The sequence below is a fragment of the Rhodococcus sp. Eu-32 genome (genome assembly GCF_003336925.1).
Classification (GTDB): domain Bacteria; phylum Actinomycetota; class Actinomycetes; order Mycobacteriales; family Mycobacteriaceae; genus Rhodococcoides; species Rhodococcoides kyotonensis_B.
In genome coordinates this window covers 419,826-439,828 of sequence record NZ_QGNK01000001.1, presented here as the reverse complement: position 1 = coordinate 439,828, position 20,003 = coordinate 419,826, and the positions used below count along the sequence as shown (strand labels likewise).

The 20,003-nt window shown below is 64.6% G+C and carries 15 protein-coding genes; 6 read left to right on the top strand and 9 right to left on the bottom strand.

The features are described 5' to 3' along the window. Positions 1-105: 105 nt before the first annotated feature. Entirely contained in the window at positions 106-1,287 is a 1,182-nt protein-coding gene (locus DK926_RS02165) for a transposase (protein WP_114328264.1), read from the bottom strand. Positions 1,288-1,554: 267 nt separating this feature from the next. Here DK926_RS02165 and DK926_RS26410 point away from each other — a divergent pair, with 267 nt between their 5' ends. Then, a complete protein-coding gene (locus DK926_RS26410) occupies positions 1,555-1,737 on the top strand; it encodes a hypothetical protein (RefSeq protein ID WP_125833357.1) in 183 nt (60 codons plus the stop codon). 143 nt (positions 1,738-1,880) lie between these two features. Here DK926_RS26410 and DK926_RS02155 read toward each other — a convergent pair whose 3' ends face one another. Then, positions 1,881-3,572, bottom strand: a complete 1,692-nt coding sequence (locus DK926_RS02155; RefSeq protein ID WP_114328668.1) for a hypothetical protein — start codon at positions 3,570-3,572, stop codon at positions 1,881-1,883. 98 nt (positions 3,573-3,670) lie between these two features. Between DK926_RS02155 and DK926_RS02150 the strand changes: the two genes are divergently transcribed. Beyond that, entirely contained in the window at positions 3,671-4,162 is a 492-nt protein-coding gene (locus DK926_RS02150; RefSeq protein ID WP_114328666.1) for a histidine phosphatase family protein, read from the top strand. 1 nt (position 4,163) lies between these two features. Here DK926_RS02150 and DK926_RS02145 read toward each other — a convergent pair whose 3' ends face one another. After that, positions 4,164-4,367, bottom strand: coding sequence for a hypothetical protein (locus DK926_RS02145; protein ID WP_089251323.1), 204 nt, complete (start codon positions 4,365-4,367; stop codon positions 4,164-4,166). 30 nt (positions 4,368-4,397) lie between these two features. Continuing rightward, positions 4,398-5,249, bottom strand: a complete 852-nt coding sequence (locus tag DK926_RS02140; RefSeq protein WP_114328260.1) for a helix-turn-helix transcriptional regulator — start codon at positions 5,247-5,249, stop codon at positions 4,398-4,400. 102 nt (positions 5,250-5,351) lie between these two features. On the opposite strand from DK926_RS02140, the gene DK926_RS02135 reads away from it, so the two are divergent. After that, on the top strand, positions 5,352-6,347 hold the full coding sequence (locus tag DK926_RS02135; protein WP_114328664.1) for an aldo/keto reductase: 996 nt from the start codon (positions 5,352-5,354) through the stop codon (positions 6,345-6,347). Here DK926_RS02135 and DK926_RS02130 read toward each other — a convergent pair. Next, on the bottom strand, positions 6,326-7,297 hold the full coding sequence (locus DK926_RS02130; protein ID WP_114328258.1) for an MsnO8 family LLM class oxidoreductase: 972 nt from the start codon (positions 7,295-7,297) through the stop codon (positions 6,326-6,328). The two genes, DK926_RS02135 and DK926_RS02130, sit on opposite strands and share 22 nt — an antisense overlap. 41 nt (positions 7,298-7,338) lie before the next feature. Beyond that, positions 7,339-7,842, bottom strand: a complete 504-nt coding sequence (locus tag DK926_RS02125) for an SRPBCC family protein (RefSeq protein WP_114328256.1) — start codon at positions 7,840-7,842, stop codon at positions 7,339-7,341. A 145-nt stretch (positions 7,843-7,987) separates the two neighbouring features. Between DK926_RS02125 and DK926_RS02120 the strand changes: the two genes are divergently transcribed. Together DK926_RS02120 and DK926_RS02115 are read left to right on the top strand one after the other, a co-directional pair. Next, positions 7,988-8,353, top strand: coding sequence for a VOC family protein (locus DK926_RS02120; RefSeq protein WP_207890712.1), 366 nt, complete (start codon positions 7,988-7,990; stop codon positions 8,351-8,353). Between the two features lie 167 nt (positions 8,354-8,520). Then, positions 8,521-10,095 carry a GMC oxidoreductase gene (locus DK926_RS02115; RefSeq protein WP_206030431.1) on the top strand — a complete coding sequence of 525 codons (1,575 nt, stop codon included), beginning with the start codon at positions 8,521-8,523 and terminating at the stop codon, positions 10,093-10,095. A gap of 54 nt (positions 10,096-10,149) precedes the next feature. Here the strand turns inward: DK926_RS02115 and DK926_RS02110 are convergent, their stop codons facing one another. Further along, complete coding sequence (locus DK926_RS02110) at positions 10,150-11,766, bottom strand: alkaline phosphatase D family protein (RefSeq protein ID WP_114328254.1); 1,617 nt, start codon at positions 11,764-11,766, stop codon at positions 10,150-10,152. Between the two features lie 110 nt (positions 11,767-11,876). On the opposite strand from DK926_RS02110, the gene DK926_RS02105 reads away from it, so the two are divergent. Next, positions 11,877-12,290, top strand: a complete 414-nt coding sequence (locus DK926_RS02105; protein ID WP_068427724.1) for a VOC family protein — start codon at positions 11,877-11,879, stop codon at positions 12,288-12,290. Positions 12,291-12,386: 96 nt separating this feature from the next. On the opposite strand, the gene DK926_RS02100 is transcribed toward DK926_RS02105, so the two are convergent. Together DK926_RS02100 and DK926_RS02095 are read right to left on the bottom strand one after the other, a co-directional pair. Continuing rightward, entirely contained in the window at positions 12,387-16,343 is a 3,957-nt protein-coding gene (locus DK926_RS02100; protein WP_068427722.1) for a DNA-directed RNA polymerase subunit beta', read from the bottom strand. 97 nt (positions 16,344-16,440) lie between these two features. Further along, the gene (locus tag DK926_RS02095) at positions 16,441-19,947 is read right to left on the bottom strand and encodes a DNA-directed RNA polymerase subunit beta (RefSeq protein WP_068427720.1); all 3,507 of its coding nucleotides are present in this window, start codon (positions 19,945-19,947) and stop codon (positions 16,441-16,443) included. Positions 19,948-20,003 lie beyond the last annotated feature (56 nt).

The window sequence follows — 20,003 nt, the reverse complement described above, 5'->3', positions numbered from 1 at the left end:
GAATGAACTCGAGGCAGATCGCCAACGGCTCCCCCACTGCGGGCGGCCGGACTGATCCGTCCTCAATCAGCCACCCGTCGACCATCACGGTCAACACACGCACAGTCATCGGCCTGGATTCGCTTGTAGGACATCGTCGACCGTGTGGCCGATCCAGCGTTCGTACTGATCGGCGGGGGCCAACTTCGGGAAGAATTCCCGTCGCAGATCGGCAATGATCTTTGGGTAGTCGTAGTCCTGACTCTGCAACAACACTTGGCCCGGGACATCGACCCGTGCTTGTACCTGGGCCAAGGTGTACAGAGCGTTGAACAAAGCCGACAGAGGCTCGCTCCCGCTTGCGTCTGTCAGAGCGTTGACCGAAACCAGCGCGGCCGTCGAAAATTGATCGCCGCTGTCCGACGTTTCCCACAGATGGATGCGGGTGTCGCCGTTGAAGGCGTCCCACACTTTCGTGCTGTGCCGGTCGTCGAACGGGACTGGAAGCGGAGGGCCGTGGTCGAAAGCGTCGAGGCCCTCACGAATCCAATCAATGTCCGCGACACCGGCGATCATGTAGGCCCGCCACGCAGCGATCGTGCGCAGTTTGGGTGCGCGGGCTCGGGCCATGGCGTCGACGAGCATTCGGTCGTGCCCTGCGAATTGTTGAGCGTAGGGCACGCGTGCGATCTTGTCGGTGGGCGGCCGCCCGCCCCAGTCGATAGCGTTTTGCTTGACCGAGCGCGCCATCTGTTCGTAGCCGTACTTGATGTACATGGTTGCGTCCGCGACGGGATCGGGGTCCCACCAGTTTCTGACCTTGTGGACGATGATGTCGTCGTTCCAGGCAGTATCGGTCTTGTGGAGTCGACGCATTGCGGCGGTTTTGGCGACTCTCCAGATCTGAACGAGGTGCGACTCCGTTGGGTCGGTGACGGTCAAGTCCCAGTTTGCATCTCGTCCGCGTCCGCTGACTCGAAAGGTGTTGAGCCCTTTCGGGATCGGTAGCGTCGGGAAGTCCTGGGCGACCTCGCCGCCCATGGTGAGGACTCGGAACGGTTCGCTTACCTTGATTGTGGCTTCTTCGATGACTTCCCACTCGCCGCTGGTGCTGGGGTCACCGGGATCGGTTACAAGTAGCTCGATCGTCACCGATACCGGGCCGTAGGCGACCCCGGTCATGACAGTCACGAAGTTCGGCCCGACTTCGATGACACTGCCGGTCGCGGCCGGCTCGTAGGTCTCTGCGGACGGCGATCCTACGACGAACTGGTGATGATCAGCATGGACAGTTCCGGTGTACGTCACGAAATCGGTCCCGGCAGCGGATTTGTTCCAGCAGTCCGTCGGTTGCTGCCCAGGAACGACCAGGACTCACCGCACGTCTTCATGACCGAAGCTTACGAGATGACCAACGGCGGCATCGGGTCGACAAGTTTCCGCAGTTCCTTTTGATTAGGTTGCTTGGACGTCAGTGGGATCAACACCCGTCGACATGCAATCCCTGGCGTTGTCAGCCTCCGGATCGCACTACGTGCACGCGCAGACGAACTCGTCGGGCGGACCGTGCGCTGCGTGGCAATAGCCCTTCCAGTCGGCGGCCTGGTTGCCACCGCGGCCGGGGTCGGGACAGCATGGCTCTACGACTTCACCACCCGCGTATCGACGACGATCCCGGTCGTCCTTGCGGTGCTGCTGGTTCTCGCCGCGACATTCGCTCTGGCGCGAGTGTGGGCGCGGCGTGTATCGGCCACCTGACTTCGGCCGACAAGGGGCGAGCGCACCTCACTCCGCCAGGCGGCGACGAATTTACCCTCCGATTGTGCGGTTTCGAGGGTCGAAAGCGCACAATTGGAGGGTAGATTTCGCTGACTTCCTATAGACCACGTCCAGTGTCCCAGTCATAGCTCAGGATCGGCCGCGAATCGAGCCAGCTCGGTGCTCACTACCTCCGGGCGGCCGTTGTTCTGAGTCTGCGCCGCCGTCAGCACGTCGAGGTGGTTGTACCCCTGCACGACGATTCGCGTGTCGTTCGGATGGCCCGATGGAGGCAGATCGATTCCGCCGCTTCCCTGCAGCGTGAGGATCGGGTCACGGTCCGCTCCGTCTCGGTGTATCCGATGTTCACTGATCGCGGTGGCGCCCGATTGAGCCAGATCGAACGTCAACGCAGTCGGGAAATACCACTCCGTGAAGTCCAGCGGCGGCTCCGCGAGACTGCGAGCCAGCTGAGTGATGGACGTGACCTCACTGGTGGAATCGGTGTATCGCGCGGTCTGCTCCGAGCCGTCGAGCGCGTCGTAATCGTTCCAGGTGTACACGACGTCAGGATCGCCGAACACCGCCGGTGCAGCTTTGCGCGCATCGCCGAGCGCACTACCGATCACCGGAAGTGACTCCATGCCGGGCAGAGTGGGAAACGACTTGTCCACGACGGGCTGTGCGCCGATGAACCCGACGCTTGCCTGAAGAAAACCGAAAGGCTGGGAATTGTCGTCGAGCAGTGCGCCGAGCACGGCGTCGTTGGTGGCGTTCAGGGTTCGCACCGACGGGCTGCCCGTCGCTGCCGTCGGGGCGTCCTTCGACAGCAGAACCCGCAGTGTCGCATCGATGTTCGTGTTGTGCGGCAGAACGTCGACGAGATCGTTCACGCCGTCGGGATCGATGCTGGCTGCTACGCCCGCCATCGCAAGGAGATTGGTGGTCTCGGGGTTGATGACGGCCGGTAGTCGCAGTACCGGCAGTGCACCGTCGACACGAGCGGCGAGGTCGGCGATCGGATCGGCCACTGCGCGAGGCACTTCCAAGTCCGGAATGCCTCTCAGCAGGGGCGGCGTTCCCGCTTTCACGATGGTGTCGAGCGCGAAATAGCCGGCGCACTGGTTGAACCCGGCGTCATCGAGTGTGCCGGGGTTGCCGTCGAAATCCCACTCGGCGAAGTAGCCCGTCACGAAACCGCCGAGCGAGTGTCCGCCGCACAGCATCTTCTGTTTGCGCATGGCCGGATCCGGCATCTCGATGCGCATCACGTCGTACTGATCCCGCAGCGTCTGTTCGAGTCCCTGGCGCGCGAGCCACGCCGGCGCGTCGCCGTCGACGAAGCCGCCGAATCGTCGACCGTCCACCTCGGCGCCGCCGTAGTAGTAGTCCGACGCGACCGTCAGATCTTTCGCTGCCAGCGCCGCCTGCGTACCGGTGTGGTCCTCCATGCAGTTGGACCGTCGATCCAATGCCCAGAACTCGATATGGGATCCCGCCGCGGCGGCAGCGGACACGGTGTTACGGGCAACGGACTCGAAGGCACCGGCACCCTCGTAGATTCCTGGCTGCGCGACCAGAATGCGGTCTGCTGCGGTCGAATCCGTCGGGCCATCGACCGACCGCCACCGCAGGTACGAGAGGTAGTCGCATTCCGGAGGATGTGGGAGCGCGTCGGGCGGTAGTGGGGCAAGCACCGACACGACGGATCCGACGACGTCGGTGACCGGCGACGACGATTCGATCTGCTCCTCGCTTCGCGAGACGACAGGTTGCGCGACCGCCGGAATGCCTGCCAGTAGCACCACGACCACTACACCGAATACCGTCGACATCGTTCGCACGCGTTGGTCCCCCCGGATTCACTCACCGCTGTTCGACGAGGAGACTCTAGAACGAGGGACCGACATCCGTGCGCGATACGGTGGTACTCATGACGCGAACTTTGGTGCTCATGCGACACGGCAAGTCCGCCTACCCCGACGGGGTGGAAGATTACGACCGCCCCCTCGCCGAGCGTGGCGAGCGCGAAGCGGGACTGGCAGGCCAGTGGATCACCGAGCACTTCGGCGCCGTCGACGCCGTGCTGTGCTCGACGGCAACGCGCACCCGCGAAACACTCGCCGCAACGAAGATCGACGCACCCGTGACCTACGAGGAGCGCATCTACGGGGCGTCGCCGGAGGAGATCATCGACGAGGTGGCACTGACCGACGACTCCGTCTCGACACTGCTCGTCGTCGGCCATGCGCCCGGAATACCGTTCACCGCACTGGAATTGGGCGAAGCCACCGGCTCCGAGGCAGCCATCGAGATCGGTCGCAAGTTTCCGACGTCGGCGATCGCTGTTCTCACCTTCGACACGTCATGGTCGGAGATCGGACGCGGCACCGGCGCGCTGACGCACTTCCACGTGCCGCGCTAGCTCAGCTCTTCAGTTTCGCGACGACGAATCCGACGACGCCGAGCGCGATGAGCAGCAGAAGGGCGGTTCCGAAACCGGCCAGCCACCACACGAGCGCGAAGATCACCAACGCGGGTGCAGCGGCGATCAACGCAATGCCGGGGCTTTCGCGCACCGTCTCGAGTGCGGACTGAGCATGAACGCGGTCGAGCTTCTTGCCTGCCATGTCGAGCACCTCTCCTGCGTCGGATATGTCCTAGTTCTCCACAGTAGCGCGCATCGTCTGGGTGCCGATGACCCTGAGCAGGTCGAACTTCTCGCGGGCATCGGTCCCCGGAAGGGGCGAGTAGACGATGAGATGCTGGCCCTCCTTCTGCGTCGCGAGCGTCTCGCAGTGCACCGCCACGACTCCGACGTCCGCGTGTACGAACCGTTTGATCGCGGACGCCTTGAACGCCACCCGGTGCTCGCTCCAGACCGACTCGAACTCCTCGCTCTCGGCACGTAACCGGGACACGAGTGTCGTCGCCTCGGGATCACCGGCTCGGCGCGCTGCGACGGCCCGCAGATCCGCAACATGCTTGTGCGCCATGCGATCCCAGTCGTCCTCGACGAATCCGCGTCGTGCGTTCGGATCCATGAAGAACCGCCACACCATGTACCTGTCCATGCCGGCGTACTCGGGCACGCCGCCGGACAAGGCGTCGAACATCGTGTTGTAGGCCAGGATTTCGCCGAGATCGGTGACGACGAACGCCGGGGTGTCGTCGAGCTTGGTCAGCAGATGCATCAAACCAGGGCCGACGTGTTTGTCCGCGCCGATCCGTGTCGGAGGCGCCTGCCCGGCCAGGATGTACAGGTGGTCGCGCTCGTCGTCGTCGAAACGCAACGCACGCGCCAGCGAGCTCAGGATCTGCGTCGACGGATGCGGGCCTCTCCCCTGCTCGAGGCGCGTGTAGTAGTCGGTGGACATCCCGGCCAGCAAGGCCACTTCGTCGCGTCGCAACCCCGGTGTTCGACGCCTCACGCCAGGCGCGACACCTACGTCGGCGGGAGTCAGCAGTTCACGGCGTCGACGAAGAAAGTCTGCGAGCTGGTCTCGTTCCACGTCGTTCAGTGTGCTCTTCTCCGGCGCGCCCAGCCAGGGATCGGCAGTCCCACGACAAGCGCTCTCTGCCGGGCGCGCCTGTTCTGGCGAACTGTGGTCGACATGAACAGAACACAACTCGGAACCACAGGACCTACCGTCTCGCGCATCGGCCTCGGGGCCATGGGCATGTCGGGCGCGTACGGCGCGTCGGACGAGGTCGAATCGATCCGCACTATTCATGCCGCCGTCGACGCGGGCATCTCCTTGATCGACACCGGGGACTTCTATGGAGCAGGCCACAACGAGATGCTCATCGGACGGGCGATGAAAGAAAGGAATCGCGACGACGTCACGTTGTCGGTCAAGTTCGGCGCACAGCGCGGTCCCGACGGCAGCTGGCTCGGTTTCGACGGTCGGCCGGAAGGAGTGAAGAGCGCTCTCGGCTATTCGTTGCAGCGCCTCGGCGTCGACCACATCGACATCTACCGCCCCGCGCGACTCGACCCGAACGTGCCGATCGAGGACACCGTCGGCGCGATCAAGGACATGGTCGACGCCGGATACGTGCGTCACATCGGGCTGTCCGAGGTCGGCAGCGCGACGCTACGCCGCGCGGCAGCGGTGCACCCGATCAGCGATTTGCAGATCGAGTATGCATTGATCTCCCGCGGTATCGAGTCCGACATCCTGCCGACCGCCAGGGAACTCGGCATCGGGATCACCGCATACGGGGTGCTGTCTCGCGGGTTGCTCAGCGACACCTTCCGTAGCGAGAAGCCCTTGGCAGCAGACGATTTCCGCGCACACAGTCCGCGTTTCCAAGGAGAGAATCTACGACGTAATCGAGAGTTGATCGAGGTGCTCGCAGCTCTGGCCGACGAGCACGGCGTCACCGTCGCGCAGCTCGCCATTGCGTGGGTACTCGGTCGCGGCGACGACATCGTGCCGGTGATCGGCGCGCGGAATGTCTCACGACTGACCGAAACGATTGCTGCACTCGATATCTCGCTGACACCCGAGGATGTCGCCCGAATCGAGAAGGCCGTGCCTGCCGACGCCGTCGCCGGTGCCCGGTACGCCGAAGCTCAGATGGCTCAGCTCGACAGCGAGGCCTGAACCAGATCCATCAGTGCGGCATCGGCGTCGAACAGGGCTTCTCGGTCGTAGGTCGACGTCGATGCCAGAATCTCGTCGGCGCCGGTTCGATCGATCAACCGATCGAGCTGTGCCGCAACCATGTCCGGCGTTCCGTGAACGCCTGCGGCAATGGACTTCTCGACGCGATCACGCACACGCGTCGGAGCCGCGGCGAGATCGATGTTCGACGCCGGTGTCAGCGGCGGGAATTCGCCCGTCCGTCGCGACTGCGCCATCGCCCATGCCTCGGGGAGCACCAACTCTCGCGCTCTCGACGCCGTTTCGGCGACGGTGATGTCGAGCGACACGATCACCGTCGGCGCAGGGTTGCGCTCGGTGGGACGGAACCGACGTCGGTAGTCGTCGATCGCGGAACCGTCGCCGTACAGGATCGGGCCGCCGACGACGACGGGAAGTCCCGCCTCCGCCGCGACCGCCAACCCCTGCCCTGTCGCGAGCACGTAGACCGGCGGTGACGGCACCGCAGGCCGCACCGTGACCGGACCGGTGCTGTCCAGGTAACTACGCAGTTCGGCGAGGTCATCGGTGAAGGTGTCCGCTGCTCCCGTTCGCAGGGCCCTGCGCACCGGCTCGGTGAATCCCACCGAACGGCCGACCCCCGCGTCGACCCGGCCCGGGTAGAGCACTTCGAGCATCGCGAACTGCTCGGCGACGACGAACGGCTGATGGTTCGGGAGCATGACGCCGCCCGACCCGATCCGGATACTCGACGTCCTGGCACCGATCGCCGCCAACAGCACCGGCGGTGCGCCACTCGCGATCCCGGGGACCCCGTGATGCTCGGCTACCCAGAATCGGTGGTAGCCGAGCTTCTCCGCGTTGACGGCACGGTCGATGGTCGCGTGAAGCGCCGTCGCGTCGGACGAGCCGTCACGGGTTCGGGAGCGATCGAGAAGCGACAGAAGCACGTCAGAGGCAACGAGTTACGCGTCGCGCATATTTCTGGAGGTCAAGCGGGCAGACCCTCACGATCCTCGACGATTGCCGCATCCAACGAGGCCAGAGACCGTTCGAGAAACTCGGTCGGGACGGCAGGCATGCCCCCGATCTGGTCGCGGACGAACGACGGCGTGTCGGTCCAGTCGTAGGTCAACGTGACCCGGGTGCCGTCACCGTCCTCGGCGAGGTCGTAGCGCCACCACCACCCGCCGGCCTCGAGCACCCCGTCGTCGTTCACTGTCGTCGGCAACCACCCGATAGCGCGGTTCGGTTGGAAGACCGTCACGAGATTGTGAATGACGTAGTGGCCCCCTGCCTGCTCGATGTACATGTTCATGGGGAAGACCTGACCGGGGCCTGTGATCGGGGTCGGTTCGATGGCGTCGCGCACCCAATCCGTCGGTTCGGTGCGGTGGTGGTTCGACGGGTCGGCCAGAAAGGCGAACACGGTCGACGGGGGCGCGGAGACGGTGCGGCTGACGGACAGGCGTTCCGGGTCGTTGATGTCGTGCATTTCTCGTTCCTTCTCGTAGGCGTCGTCGCAGGTTCCGACCCGGCGCGAGCGAAAAATTCATCGCCCCGCACACAGAGGACCGAAGCTGTCCGCGATTCGGGTCACACTGAGACCCGTCAGCCGATCGAGACCGAGGAGAGACATCGTGGACATTCGCATCGAACTCATCATGATCCCCGTGACCGACGTGGACCGGGCCAAGAAGTTCTACACCAGCATCGGGTTCGTCGCCGACTACGACGAGCGCCCGACCGACGACATTCGCTACGTGCAACTGACCCCGCCCGGTTCGGCGTGTTCGATCGCCATCGGCGAGAACATCACGAAGGCTGCACCCGGCAGCGTCGAGGGCATGCAGGTCGTCGTCGACAGCGCGCAAGAGGCTTACGAACACCTCACGGCTGCAGGGCTGGAGATCGATCCGGTCGTCGACCAGGGCTGGGGGAAGTTCGTGTACTTCTCCGATCCCGACGGCAACAAGTGGGCGGTGCAGGAGCTACCGAAGGGCTAGTCCGTCCGATCTGCGCTCGACCTGCGAAAACCAGCATTTCCCCGACATACGGTCGCTTTTTGGCAACCGGATAGGGAAGAATGTCCGGCGGGTCGGGGTCGAGCGCAGGGGACGAACACGTGAAACGCAGGCAACTGCTTCAACTGGCAGCAGCGGGACTGGTCGGAATGGCCGCACCGCCGCTGGTATCGGCGTCCCGGGCCGGCGCGATCCCCATCGGCGTCGGCTCGATCCGCAACCTCGTTCCGGAGTTGTTCGCCGATCCCCCGCGACCGCCGGATCACTCGTCCGTCATCGTCGTCGGCTCCGGTTTCGGCGCCAGCGCCGCCGCCCTGAGGCTCGCTCAGGCCGGGCGTCGGGTCACCGTCCTCGAACGCGGCCTGCGCTGGCCACGTGACCCGTGGCGCGACATCTTCACTGCGGACATGACAGCCGACGGCCGTGGTCTGTGGCGTCAGGGATCGTTCACCAACATCACGGGCATGCCCGTGGGGCCCGTCGACCGCTTCGGCGGTGTGCTCGACACGACGCGCTTCGAAAACCTCTCGGTGTGGCGTGGTGCAGCCGTCGGCGGTGGATCCATCGTCTACACCGGCGTCACCATCGCGCCCGACAAGCGCTTCTTCGACATGTCCTTCGGCGGGCGCCTCTCGTACGACGAGATGGCCGCCACGTGGTACCCGAAGGCGCGCTCGATGCTGCTGCCGTCGACAATGCCTGCCGACATCTACAACAGTCCCAACTTCTCGCATTCTCGTACGTGGGACGACCATGCGCGACGCGCCGGTTATTCACCCGAGCCCGTCGACGGCAACTGGAACTGGAACGTCCTCCGTGACGAGATGTCCGGCCGGTCGCGTCCGTCGGCGACCATCGGGGCGAGCACCTTCGGCAACAGCAACGGCGCCAAGCACGACCTGACCCAGAACTACATCCCGCAAGCCGAGGGCACCGGCAACGCACTCATCGCGCACAGCCACGAGGTGGCCGCCATCGGCACCGAATCGGGTGGCCGCTACCGCGTCGAGGTGCGACGCCTCGACCCCGAGGGCAACGTCGTCGAAACCCGCACGCTCACCTGCGATTCGCTGGTCCTCGGCGCAGGATCGATCGGCACGACGGAACTGCTGCTGCGCGCCCAGGCGACGGGCGCACTCGGCAACCTGAACGAGTTCGTCGGCCGCGGTTTCGGCACCAACGGCGACGCGTCGATGACCCGCTCGCTCGGCCCCGCGAACGGCGGACCGCAGGGCGCACCGTGTGCGTCGCGCATCGTCGACGAGTCGGGACTCCCGTTGACGGTCGAGAACTGGTACGTCCCCGGCGTTCCCTGGGACCTCGGGTTCCTCGGCTCACTCGGCATGACTATCGATCCTCTGCGTGCGAACTTCTCGTACAACGCCGCGACCGACTCGATGTCGCTGTCCTGGCCGAAGGGCGGTAGCCGCGACACCGTCGAAGCCCTACGCGCAGTACAGAATCGGATGGCAGCAGCCGGCGGAACCGTCGTCTCGGCCGAACCGTTCACCCGCGATGTCGACGACACCTTCACCGCCCATCCGCTCGGCGGGGCGGTGCTCGGTGACGTCACCGACTCGTACGGCAGGGTCAAGGGCCACGACGGCGTCTACGTCGTCGACGGCGCCCTGATCCCCGGTAGCACGGGTGCGGCCAACCCGTCGCTCACCATCACCGCGTTGGCCGAGCGCAACGTCGCTCGCATCATCGCCGATGGGCGCTGACGCGCCCGTGCGTGGATAGTTGCATCGGGGTCCAACTCTCCACGCACGGGTGCGTCAGCGCAGGTCGATCTCGGGGCTGCCGTCTGGCACGGTGACCGTCGCAGCCGTGCGGACGGCGTTGCCGGGTGTGGAGACCGCGTCGAGAACCCGTACCTCCGAACGCCATTCGCTCGGCGTCAACGAGGCACGCAGATAGCCGCGTCGCGCATTGCCGAACTTCACGTGGGGTGAGCCGTGTGCAATGGCGGCGCCTGTCGTGTCGACGTCGGCACCGTCCTTGCCCGACGCGATCGACGTCGTCGCGATCTCGACGCCCACCACCGGCGACACCTGATCCTGGTAGTCGCGTCGAAGCTCCGAGACGATCGTGCGGTGGATGTCGCCGACGATCGACGCCACGTTGTTCGTTCCGCGGTCGCGTGCACCATCGAGAATGCGGTGGCGCGACGCCTCGTACCCGCTCCAGGGATCCATTCCTACCTTGCGGTCGGCGTCGAGTCCGCGTGCGAGATCCGAGATGACAGTCTGGTGCGCAAGGAAATTCCATTTCGATGGCGAGGAGAAGCCGTCGAGAATCCACTGCTCCTGCTCGGCGCCCGTGATGGTGCGCGACGGGTCCGCGGTCTCGGCGTTCTGCGCATGCTCGCCGTCGCCGTTGGCCTGATCGCTGCGGTACTGGCGGGTGTCGAGGACGGAGAAGTCGACCAGATCGCCGAACGAGAAGCGTCGGTAGACCTTCATGTCAGGGCCTGAAGGTCTCAGATTTCCGCGGACGGGCGTGTTCTCCCACCACGCCTTGAAGGCATCGGCTCTTCGGAGGAGAAATTGTTTTGGATCGTCGTCGTCCTGACTGATCTGCGACGCCCAGTTGTTGTCTACCTCGTGATCGTCGAACGTCGTGACGAACGGAGCCGACGCGTGCGCCGCGGCCAAATTCTCGTCGGCCTTGTACATGGCATAGCGGTCGCGATAGTCGTTGAGCACCATGGTTTCTCGTGCGGCGGAGCCGGGCCGCGCTCTACCTGCGCGCGCTCCCTCGTCCTTGATCGCATACTCGTAGATGTAGTCACCGAGGAAGAACACGACATCGAGATTCGACGACGCCAGATCCTTGTACGCGTCGAAGAATCCGTCTTCCCACTTCTGGCACGACGCCCACGCGAAGTCGAGACGGCCGAGCGACTGACCCGGTGCCGGAGCAGTTTTCGTGCGGCCCACGGTGCTGGAATGTGCACCGACGAGGAATCGGTAGAAGTATTCGCGGGCCGGCTCGAGTCCCTTCACGTCGACGTGGACCGACCAGCCGTCGAATTCCGTAGCCAGCTCGACACCTTGGGTGACGATGCGCCCGAACTTCTCGTCGGCAGCGACCTGCCACTGCACCGGAACGACCCCCGGGTTCATTCCACCCAGCGACGCGAAGGGATCCGTCGCGAGCCGAGTCCACAGGACCACCGAGTCGGGCAACGGGTCACCGGACGCAACACCCAGTCGAAACGGAAAGTCCGGCGGGACAACCGATTGCGCGTTCGCGGCGGGCATTCCAGTCAGCTCAGGAGTGAACGCCAGCGCACCGACCAGTGCGCTCCACGTCAGAAACTGTCGCCGCGTCGAACCCCCGCGTAGGGAGATGTCACGGCCGATGGATACGTCGTTTCCTCGTCTCACCATCGTTCGAGGCTCTCGGACGCCGGTCAACAGGACCCGTCATCGAGGGGACGTGCACATGAACCGATCACGAAGGGCCGTAGTTGTCCGCAATCGACGGCATGCTGTGTTCCATGACCACACCGGACCGCTCAGGATCGCAGATCGACCATCTCAACGTCGGCGTCTCGGACCTTTCCGCGAGCGCCGCCTTCTACGGCGCAGCCCTCGCACCCCTCGGCATCACCGAGATCATGCGGGTTCCCGCGGGCACCGACCAGCTCCCCATGATCGCCTTCGGATGGGCGGACCGAAAACCGTTCTTCTGGATCGTCGACGCCCCAGGTGCGCAGATCGGTCCGCACACCCATCTTGCGTTCACCGCTGCCGACCACGACACCGTCGACGCCTTCCACGTCGCCGCGTTGGCGGCCGGTGCCGTCGAACTGCGACCGCCCGGCCTGCAGCCCGAGTACCACGCGTCGTACTACGGCGCGTTCGTCCGGGATCTCAACGGTATCGACCTCGAAGCGGTTTGCCACCGATAACGCGAAAAGCCCCGCATCTCACAGGATGCGGGGCTCTCGTCGTGAGCGCGAATGTACACCGGGCTATACATTCGCACTCACGTGCGCCGAAGGCGCCTACCGGTATTCGTTGGAGAAACCGTAGTCGTCGAGCGGCACTGCGGCACCGGTGTTCTGGCCGAAGCCGTCCGGGCTGTAGTACTGGTCGTCGTACGACGGCACCGCGTATGCCGCGGCACGTGCCTCTTCGGTCGGCTGCACCTGGATGTTCCGGTACCGGTTGATACCGGTTCCGGCCGGGATGAGCTTACCGATGATGACGTTCTCCTTGAGGCCGATGAGCTTGTCGCTGCGGGTGTTGATGGCCGCATCGGTGAGCACACGAGTGGTCTCCTGGAAGGACGCTGCCGACAGCCACGAATCCGTTGCCAGCGACGCCTTGGTGATACCCATCAGGACCGGACGTCCGGCTGCGGGCTCGCCGCCCTCGGACACGACCCGACGGTTCGACGCCTCGAACTCGCTGCGCTCGGTCAAAGAACCGGGCAGGAACTCGGTGGAGCCGGAGTCGATGATCGTGACGCGACGGAGCATCTGGCGCACGATCGTCTCGATGTGCTTGTCGTGAATCGACACACCCTGCGACCGGTACACCTCCTGGACCTCGTTCACCAGGTGAATCTGAACCTGGCGAGGACCCATCACGCGCAGAACCTCGTGCGGATCGGCAGCACCTTCCATGAGCTGCTGGCCGACCTCGACGTGGTCACCGTCCGCCAGCAGGCGCTCGGTGCCGTCGTCGTGCTTGAAGACGCGCAGACGCTGACGCTTCGAGAGCTTGTCGTAGACAACCTCTTCGCCGCCGTCGTCCGGAATGATGGTGATCTTGTAGAAACGATCGCCGTCCTCGAGCTGGATGCGTCCCGACACGTCCGCGATGGGAGCCTTGCCCTTCGGCACACGTGCCTCGAACAGCTCCTGCACGCGAGGCAGACCACCGGTGATGTCGTCTCCGGCGACACCACCCTGGTGGAACGTACGCATGGTCAGCTGGGTACCGGGCTCACCGATGGACTGTGCGGCGACGATACCGACGGCCTCACCGATGTCGACGAGCTTGCCGGTCGCCATGCTGCGTCCGTAGCACGTGGCGCAGACGCCGGTGCCGGTGGTGCAGGTGAGCACCGAACGGACCTTGACCGTCGTGACGCCTGCCTCGAGCAGAGCATCGATGGCCGGGTCACCCAGGTCGTGTCCACGAGCGACGATGACGTTTCCGTTGTCGTCGGTCGCGTCGGCGGCCAGCGTACGAGCGTAGGTGCTGGTCTCGACGTGAGCGTCACGGATCATCGTGCCGTCGGCGAGCTTCTCGGCGATGGTCGTGGTGATGCCGCGCTCGGTGCCACAGTCGACCTCGCGAACGATGACGTCCTGCGACACGTCGACGAGACGACGCGTCAGGTAGCCCGAGTCGGCGGTACGAAGCGCCGTGTCGGCCAGACCCTTACGAGCACCGTGCGTGTTGATGAAGTACTCGAGGACCGTCAGGCCTTCCTTGAAGGAAGACTTGATCGGACGCGGGATGAACTCACCCTTCGGGTTGGTCACCAGACCCTTCATGCCGGCGAGCGAACGAACCTGAGTCATGTTTCCGGCTGCGCCGGACTTCACGATCATCGGGATCGGGTTGTCGTCGGGGAAGTGCGCCTCCATGGCCTTACCGACCTGCTCGGTCGCGTCCTGCCAGATCTTGACCAGAGCCGAGTTGCGCTCGGCGTGGTCGAGAGCACCACGCTGGTACTTCTTCTCGATCTGGTCTGCCTGGGCCTCGAACGACTCCATGATCTGCGGCTTCTCCGGCGGCACGAGCACGTCGGAGATCGAGATGGTGACGCCCGAACGGGTGGCCCAGTAGAAGCCTGCGTCCTTGAGCTTGTCGACGGTCTGCGCGACGACGATCATCGGGTAGCGCTCGGCGAGATCGTTGATGATCGTGGCCTGACGCTTCTTCGGCATCTGCTCGTTGACGAACGGGTAGTCCGCCGGAAGCAGCTCGTTGAAGATGACGCGTCCGAGGGTGGTCTCGGCGGTCCAGCCGTCGCCACGGTTCCAGCCGTTCGGGAACAGCTCGGCCTCGATGTCGCGCGGCGGACGCTGCTGCGTCAGCCGAACCTTGATCTGCGACTGCACGGTCAGCACGCCACGATCGACGGCCATCTGTGCCTCGGCCGGGCTCGAGTACGTACCGAACTCGGCTGCGTCGGCGCTGGCGTCGACGTGCTCGCCCTTGGCGCCCGGATCGAGGCGCGTCAGGTGGAACAGACCGGTGACCATGTCCAGACGCGGCATGGCGAGCGGACGGCCCGATGCAGGCGACAAGATGTTGTTCGACGACAGCATCAGCACGCGTGCCTCGGCCTGAGCCTCGGCGGACAGCGGCAGGTGCACGGCCATCTGGTCACCGTCGAAGTCGGCGTTGAACGCCTCACAGACGAGCGGGTGCAGCTGGATGGCCTTGCCCTCGACGAGCTGCGGCTCGAACGCCTGGATGCCCAACCGGTGCAGCGTAGGTGCACGGTTCAGCAGCACGGGGTGCTCGCCGATGACCTCTTCGAGGACGTCCCACACCTGGGGACGCTGACGCTCGACCATGCGCTTGGCCGACTTGATGTTCTGCGCGTGGTTCAGATCGACCAGACGCTTCATCACGAACGGCTTGAACAGCTCGAGAGCCATCAGCTTCGGCAGACCACACTGGTGCAGCTTCAGCTGAGGACCGACGACGATGACCGAACGGCCCGAGTAGTCGACGCGCTTACCGAGCAGGTTCTGGCGGAAACGACCCTGCTTGCCCTTGAGCAAGTCGGACAGCGACTTCAGCGGGCGGTTACCCGGTCCGGTGACCGGACGTCCACGACGGCCGTTGTCGAACAGGGCGTCGACCGACTCCTGCAGCATCCGCTTCTCGTTGTTGACGATGATCTCGGGAGCACCGAGGTCGATCAGTCGCTTGAGGCGGTTGTTGCGGTTGATGACGCGGCGGTACAGGTCGTTGAGGTCGGACGTCGCGAAACGCCCACCGTCGAGCTGCACCATCGGACGAAGCTCCGGCGGGATGACCGGGACGGCGTCGAGGACCATGCCCATCGGCGAGTTACGGCCGGCCTGGAACGCTGCGACGACCTTCAGACGCTTCAGTGCGCGAAGCTTCTTCTGGCCCTTGCCGCTGCGGATGGTCTCGCGCAGGATCTCGGCTTCGGCGTCGACGTCGAAGGTCTCCATGAGCTTCTGGATCGACTCGGCACCCATGGCGCCGGTGAAGTACTCGCCGTAGCGGTCGGTGAGCTCGCGGTAGATGAGCTCGTCGACGATGAGCTGCTTCGGAGCCAGCTTGGTAAAGGTGTTCCAGATCTCTTCGAGACGATCCAGTTCACGCTGCGCGCGATCGCGGAGCTGACGCATCTCGCGCTCGCCGCCGTCCTTGACCTTGCGGCGGACATCGGACTTCGCGCCCTCTGCCTCGAGCTCGGCGATGTCGGCTTCGAGCTTCTGCGCGCGAGCCTCGAGATCGGCGTCGCGCTGATCGGCGACAGCCTTCTTCTCGACCTCCATCTCGGCCTCGAGCGTCGAGAGCTCGTTGTGGCGGAGCTCGTCGTCGACCGAGGTGATGACGTAGGCAGCGAAGTAGATGATCTTTTCCAGATCCTTCGGAGCCAGGTCGAGCAGGTAACCGAGGCGCGACGGGACGCCCTTGAAGTACCAGATGTGCGTGACGGGTGCAGCCAGTTCGATGTGGCCCATGCGCTCACGACGCACCTTGGCGCGAGTGACCTCGACGCCGCAGCGCTCACAGATGATGCCCTTGAAGCGGACGCGCTTGTACTTGCCGCAGTAGCACTCCCAGTCCCGGGTGGGGCCGAAGATCTTCTCGCAGAAGAGGCCGTCCTTCTCGGGCTTGAGCGTGCGGTAGTTGATGGTCTCCGGCTTCTTGACCTCGCCGTAAGACCAGTTACGGATGTCGTCCGCCGTGGCCAAGCCAATGCGGAGTTCATCGAAGAAGTTGACGTCGAGCACGTAACTTCCTTTCCCCGTGATGGGTGTTGTACTGCCGAATCGAAAACAAGAACTAACGCCCCCGGGCCCGCGTCACTGCAGGCCCGGGGACCAAGAACTACTGGGCGAGGTCGTCGACCGTGGCAGCTTCGTTGCGGGAAAGGTTGATTCCCAGGTTGGCTGCCGCACGCTCGAGATCTTCGTCGTCGCCGTCGGCCATCGTGATGGCTGCGCCGTCCGAGGACAGCACCTCCACGTTGAGGCACAGCGACTGGAGCTCCTTGAGGAGCACCTTGAAGGACTCGGGAATGCCGGGTTCGGGGATGTTCTCGCCCTTGACGATGGCCTCGTACACCTTCACGCGACCGACCACGTCGTCGGACTTGATGGTCAGAAGCTCCTGCAGCGTGTATGCCGCACCGTAGGCCTGCATGGCCCAGCACTCCATCTCACCGAAGCGCTGACCACCGAACTGGGCCTTACCACCGAGGGGCTGCTGCGTGATCATCGAGTACGGACCGGTCGAACGAGCGTGGATCTTGTCGTCGACCAAGTGGTGCAGCTTGATGATGTACATGTAGCCCACCGACACCGGGTACGGGAACGGCTCGCCGGAGCGGCCGTCGAACAGCGTGGCCTTGCCGTCGGGGCCGACCATCTGCTCGCCGTCACGGTTCGGGATGGTGCTCTCGAGCAGACCAGCGAGCTGGTGCTCCTTGGCGCCGTCGAACACCGGGGTGGCGATGTTGCTGTCGGCCGGAGCCGCCAGCATCTCCTCCGGAAGGCGGTCGGCCCAATCGGGCTTCGTGCCGTCCGCGGCGATCTGCACGTTCCATCCGGTCTTGCCGATCCACCCGAGGTGGGTCTCCAGAACCTGACCGATGTTCATACGACGCGGAACACCGTGCGTGTTCAGGATGATGTCGATCGGGGTGCCGTCGGGCAGGAACGGCATGTCCTCCTGCGGGAGAATCTTGCCGATGACGCCCTTGTTTCCGTGGCGGCCTGCGAGCTTGTCGCCGTCCTGGATCTTGCGCTTCTGGGCGACGTACACGCGCACGAGCTCGTTGACGCCGGGAGGCAGATCGTCGTCGTCCTCGCGCGAGAACACGCGAATGCCGATGACCTTTCCGCTCTCACCGTGAGGAACCTTCAGCGACGTGTCGCGAACCTCGCGAGCCTTCTCACCGAAGATGGCGCGCAGCAGACGCTCTTCCGGGGTCAGCTCGGTCTCGCCCTTCGGCGTGACCTTTCCGACCAGCACGTCGCCGTCACGAACCTCGGCACCGATACGGATGATGCCGCGCTCGTCGAGGTCGGCGAGGACCTCGTCGGAGACGTTCGGGATGTCACGAGTGATCTCCTCGGCACCGAGCTTGGTGTCGCGGGCGTCGATCTCGTGCTCTTCGATGTGGATCGAGGTGAGAACGTCCTCTTCCACGAGGCGCTGCGACAGGATGATCGCGTCCTCGTAGTTGTGGCCTTCCCACGGCATGATCGCGAGCAGCAGGTTCTTGCCGAGCGCCATCTCACCGTTCTCGGTGCAGGGACCGTCGGCGAGGACCTGGCCGGCCTCGACGCGCTGACCCTCGTCCACGATCGGACGCTGGTTGGCACACGTGCCCTGGTTCGAGCGCGCGAACTTGCGCATGCGGTACGTCTTGCGGCTGCCGTCGTCGGCCATGACCGTGACGTAGTCCGCGGACACCTCTTCGACGACGCCCGTCTTGTCGGTGATGACGACGTCACCGGCGTCGACGGCTGCGCGGAGCTCCATGCCGGTACCGACGATCGGCGACTCGCTGCGCACCAGCGGGACCGCCTGACGCTGCATGTTCGCGCCCATGAGGGCACGGTTGGCGTCGTCGTGCTCGAGGAACGGAATCATCGCGGTGGCGACGGACACCATCTGGCGCGGCGAGACGTCCATGTAGTCGATGTCGGCGGACGAGACGAACTCGACCTCTCCACCCTTACGACGGACGAGAATCTTGTCCTCGACGAAACGACCCTGATCGTCGACGAGCGAGTTCGCCTGCGCGAGCGTGTGGCGATCCTCTTCGTCGGCCGTCAGGTAGTCGACCTCGTCGGTGACCTGGCCGTCGACGACCTTGCGGTACGGCGTCTCGATGAAGCCGAACGGGTTGACCCGCGCGTACACCGAGAGCGAACCGATCAGACCGATGTTCGGACCCTCGGGGGTCTCGATCGGGCACATGCGGCCGTAGTGCGACGGGTGGACGTCACGAACCTCGAGGCCCGCGCGCTCACGCGACAGACCACCGGGGCCGAGAGCCGACAGACGACGCTTGTGCGTCAGACCCGACAGCGGGTTGTTCTGGTCCATGAACTGCGACAGCTGGGACGTTCCGAAGAACTCCTTGATCGCAGCCACGACGGGACGGATGTTGATCAGGGTCTGCGGCGTGATCGCCTCGACGTCCTGAGTGGTCATCCGCTCGCGTACGACGCGCTCCATGCGGGACAGGCCGACGCGGATCTGGTTCTGGATCAGCTCGCCGACCGTGCGGAGACGACGGTTGCCGAAGTGGTCGATGTCGTCGACCTCGACGGGAACCTCGACGCCGCCGGGAGCCGTCATCGAGGTCTCACCTGCGTGCAGACGCACGAGGTACTCGATGGTCGCGACGATGTCTTCCTCGGTGAGGGTCGACGCGACGATCGGCTGGCCGGAGTTCAGGCCGAGCTTCTTGTTGATCTTGTAGCGGCCCACGCGAGCGAGGTCGTAGCGCTTGTCCTTGAAGAACAGGTTCTCCAGGAGCGTCTGCGCGCTCTCCTTCGTGGGGGGCTCGCCCGGACGCAGCTTGCGGTAGATGTCGAGGAGTGCCTCGTCGGTACCGGCGGTGTTGTCCTTCTCGAGCGTGGCCATCAGGATCTCGGAGAAGCCGAAGCGCTCCGTGATCTGCTCGGTGGTCCAGCCGAGAGCCTTCAGCAGCACGGTGACCGGCTGACGACGCTTACGGTCGATACGAACACCCACGGTGTCGCGCTTGTCGACGTCGAACTCGAGCCACGCACCACGGCCGGGGATGACCTTGACGCTGTGCAGGTCCTTCTCCGTCGTCTTGTCGACCGTGTGGTCGAAGTAGACGCCGGGGGAACGAACGAGCTGCGAGACGACGACACGCTCGGTGCCGTTGATGATGAACGTGCCCTTGTCGGTCATCATGGGGAAATCACCCATGAACACCGTCTGGCTCTTGATCTCACCGGTGTTGTTGTTGATGAACTCGGCAGTGACGAACAGCGGAGCCGCGTACGTCATGTCCTTGTCCTTGCACTCGTCCTGCGAGGCCTTGACCTCGTCGAATCGAGGATCGGAGAAGGAAAGAGACATCGAGCCCGAGAAGTCCTCGATCGGAGAGAGCTCCGTCAGGATGTCCTCGAGACCACCGGTGACTTCACCGTCACCGCGCGCGGCGGCACGGTCGCGCCAGGACTGCGCGCCTACCAGCCATTCGAAAGAGTCCGTCTGTACATCGAGGAGACCGGGTACCTCCAACGGTTCGCGGATGTTCGCGAACGAAACCCTCCTCGGGGCTCCCGGTGTTCCGACAACTGCCTTGGTCTGGCTAGAGACTGCCAAGATGCGTCCTTCCAGCACCTCACGCGGGCCGCTCGTGCAGTGCGACCGCCGCTGTATCTGCTTGCTATATGTGG

What these genes read in the sequence shown, in the direction of transcription:
- DK926_RS02155 (WP_114328668.1), bottom strand. Translation starts at nt 3,572, where the DNA reads ATGTCGACGGTATTCGGTGTAGTGGTCGTGGTGCTACTGGCAGGCATT.
- DK926_RS02150 (WP_114328666.1), top strand. Translation starts at nt 3,671, where the DNA reads ATGACGCGAACTTTGGTGCTCATGCGACACGGCAAGTCCGCCTACCCC.
- DK926_RS02145 (WP_089251323.1), bottom strand. Translation starts at nt 4,367, where the DNA reads ATGGCAGGCAAGAAGCTCGACCGCGTTCATGCTCAGTCCGCACTCGAG.
- DK926_RS02135 (WP_114328664.1), top strand. Translation starts at nt 5,352, where the DNA reads ATGAACAGAACACAACTCGGAACCACAGGACCTACCGTCTCGCGCATC.
- DK926_RS02125 (WP_114328256.1), bottom strand. Translation starts at nt 7,842, where the DNA reads ATGCACGACATCAACGACCCGGAACGCCTGTCCGTCAGCCGCACCGTC.
- DK926_RS02115 (WP_206030431.1), top strand. Translation starts at nt 8,521, where the DNA reads ATGGCCGCACCGCCGCTGGTATCGGCGTCCCGGGCCGGCGCGATCCCC.
- DK926_RS02110 (WP_114328254.1), bottom strand. Translation starts at nt 11,766, where the DNA reads ATGGTGAGACGAGGAAACGACGTATCCATCGGCCGTGACATCTCCCTA.
- DK926_RS02105 (WP_068427724.1), top strand. Translation starts at nt 11,877, where the DNA reads ATGACCACACCGGACCGCTCAGGATCGCAGATCGACCATCTCAACGTC.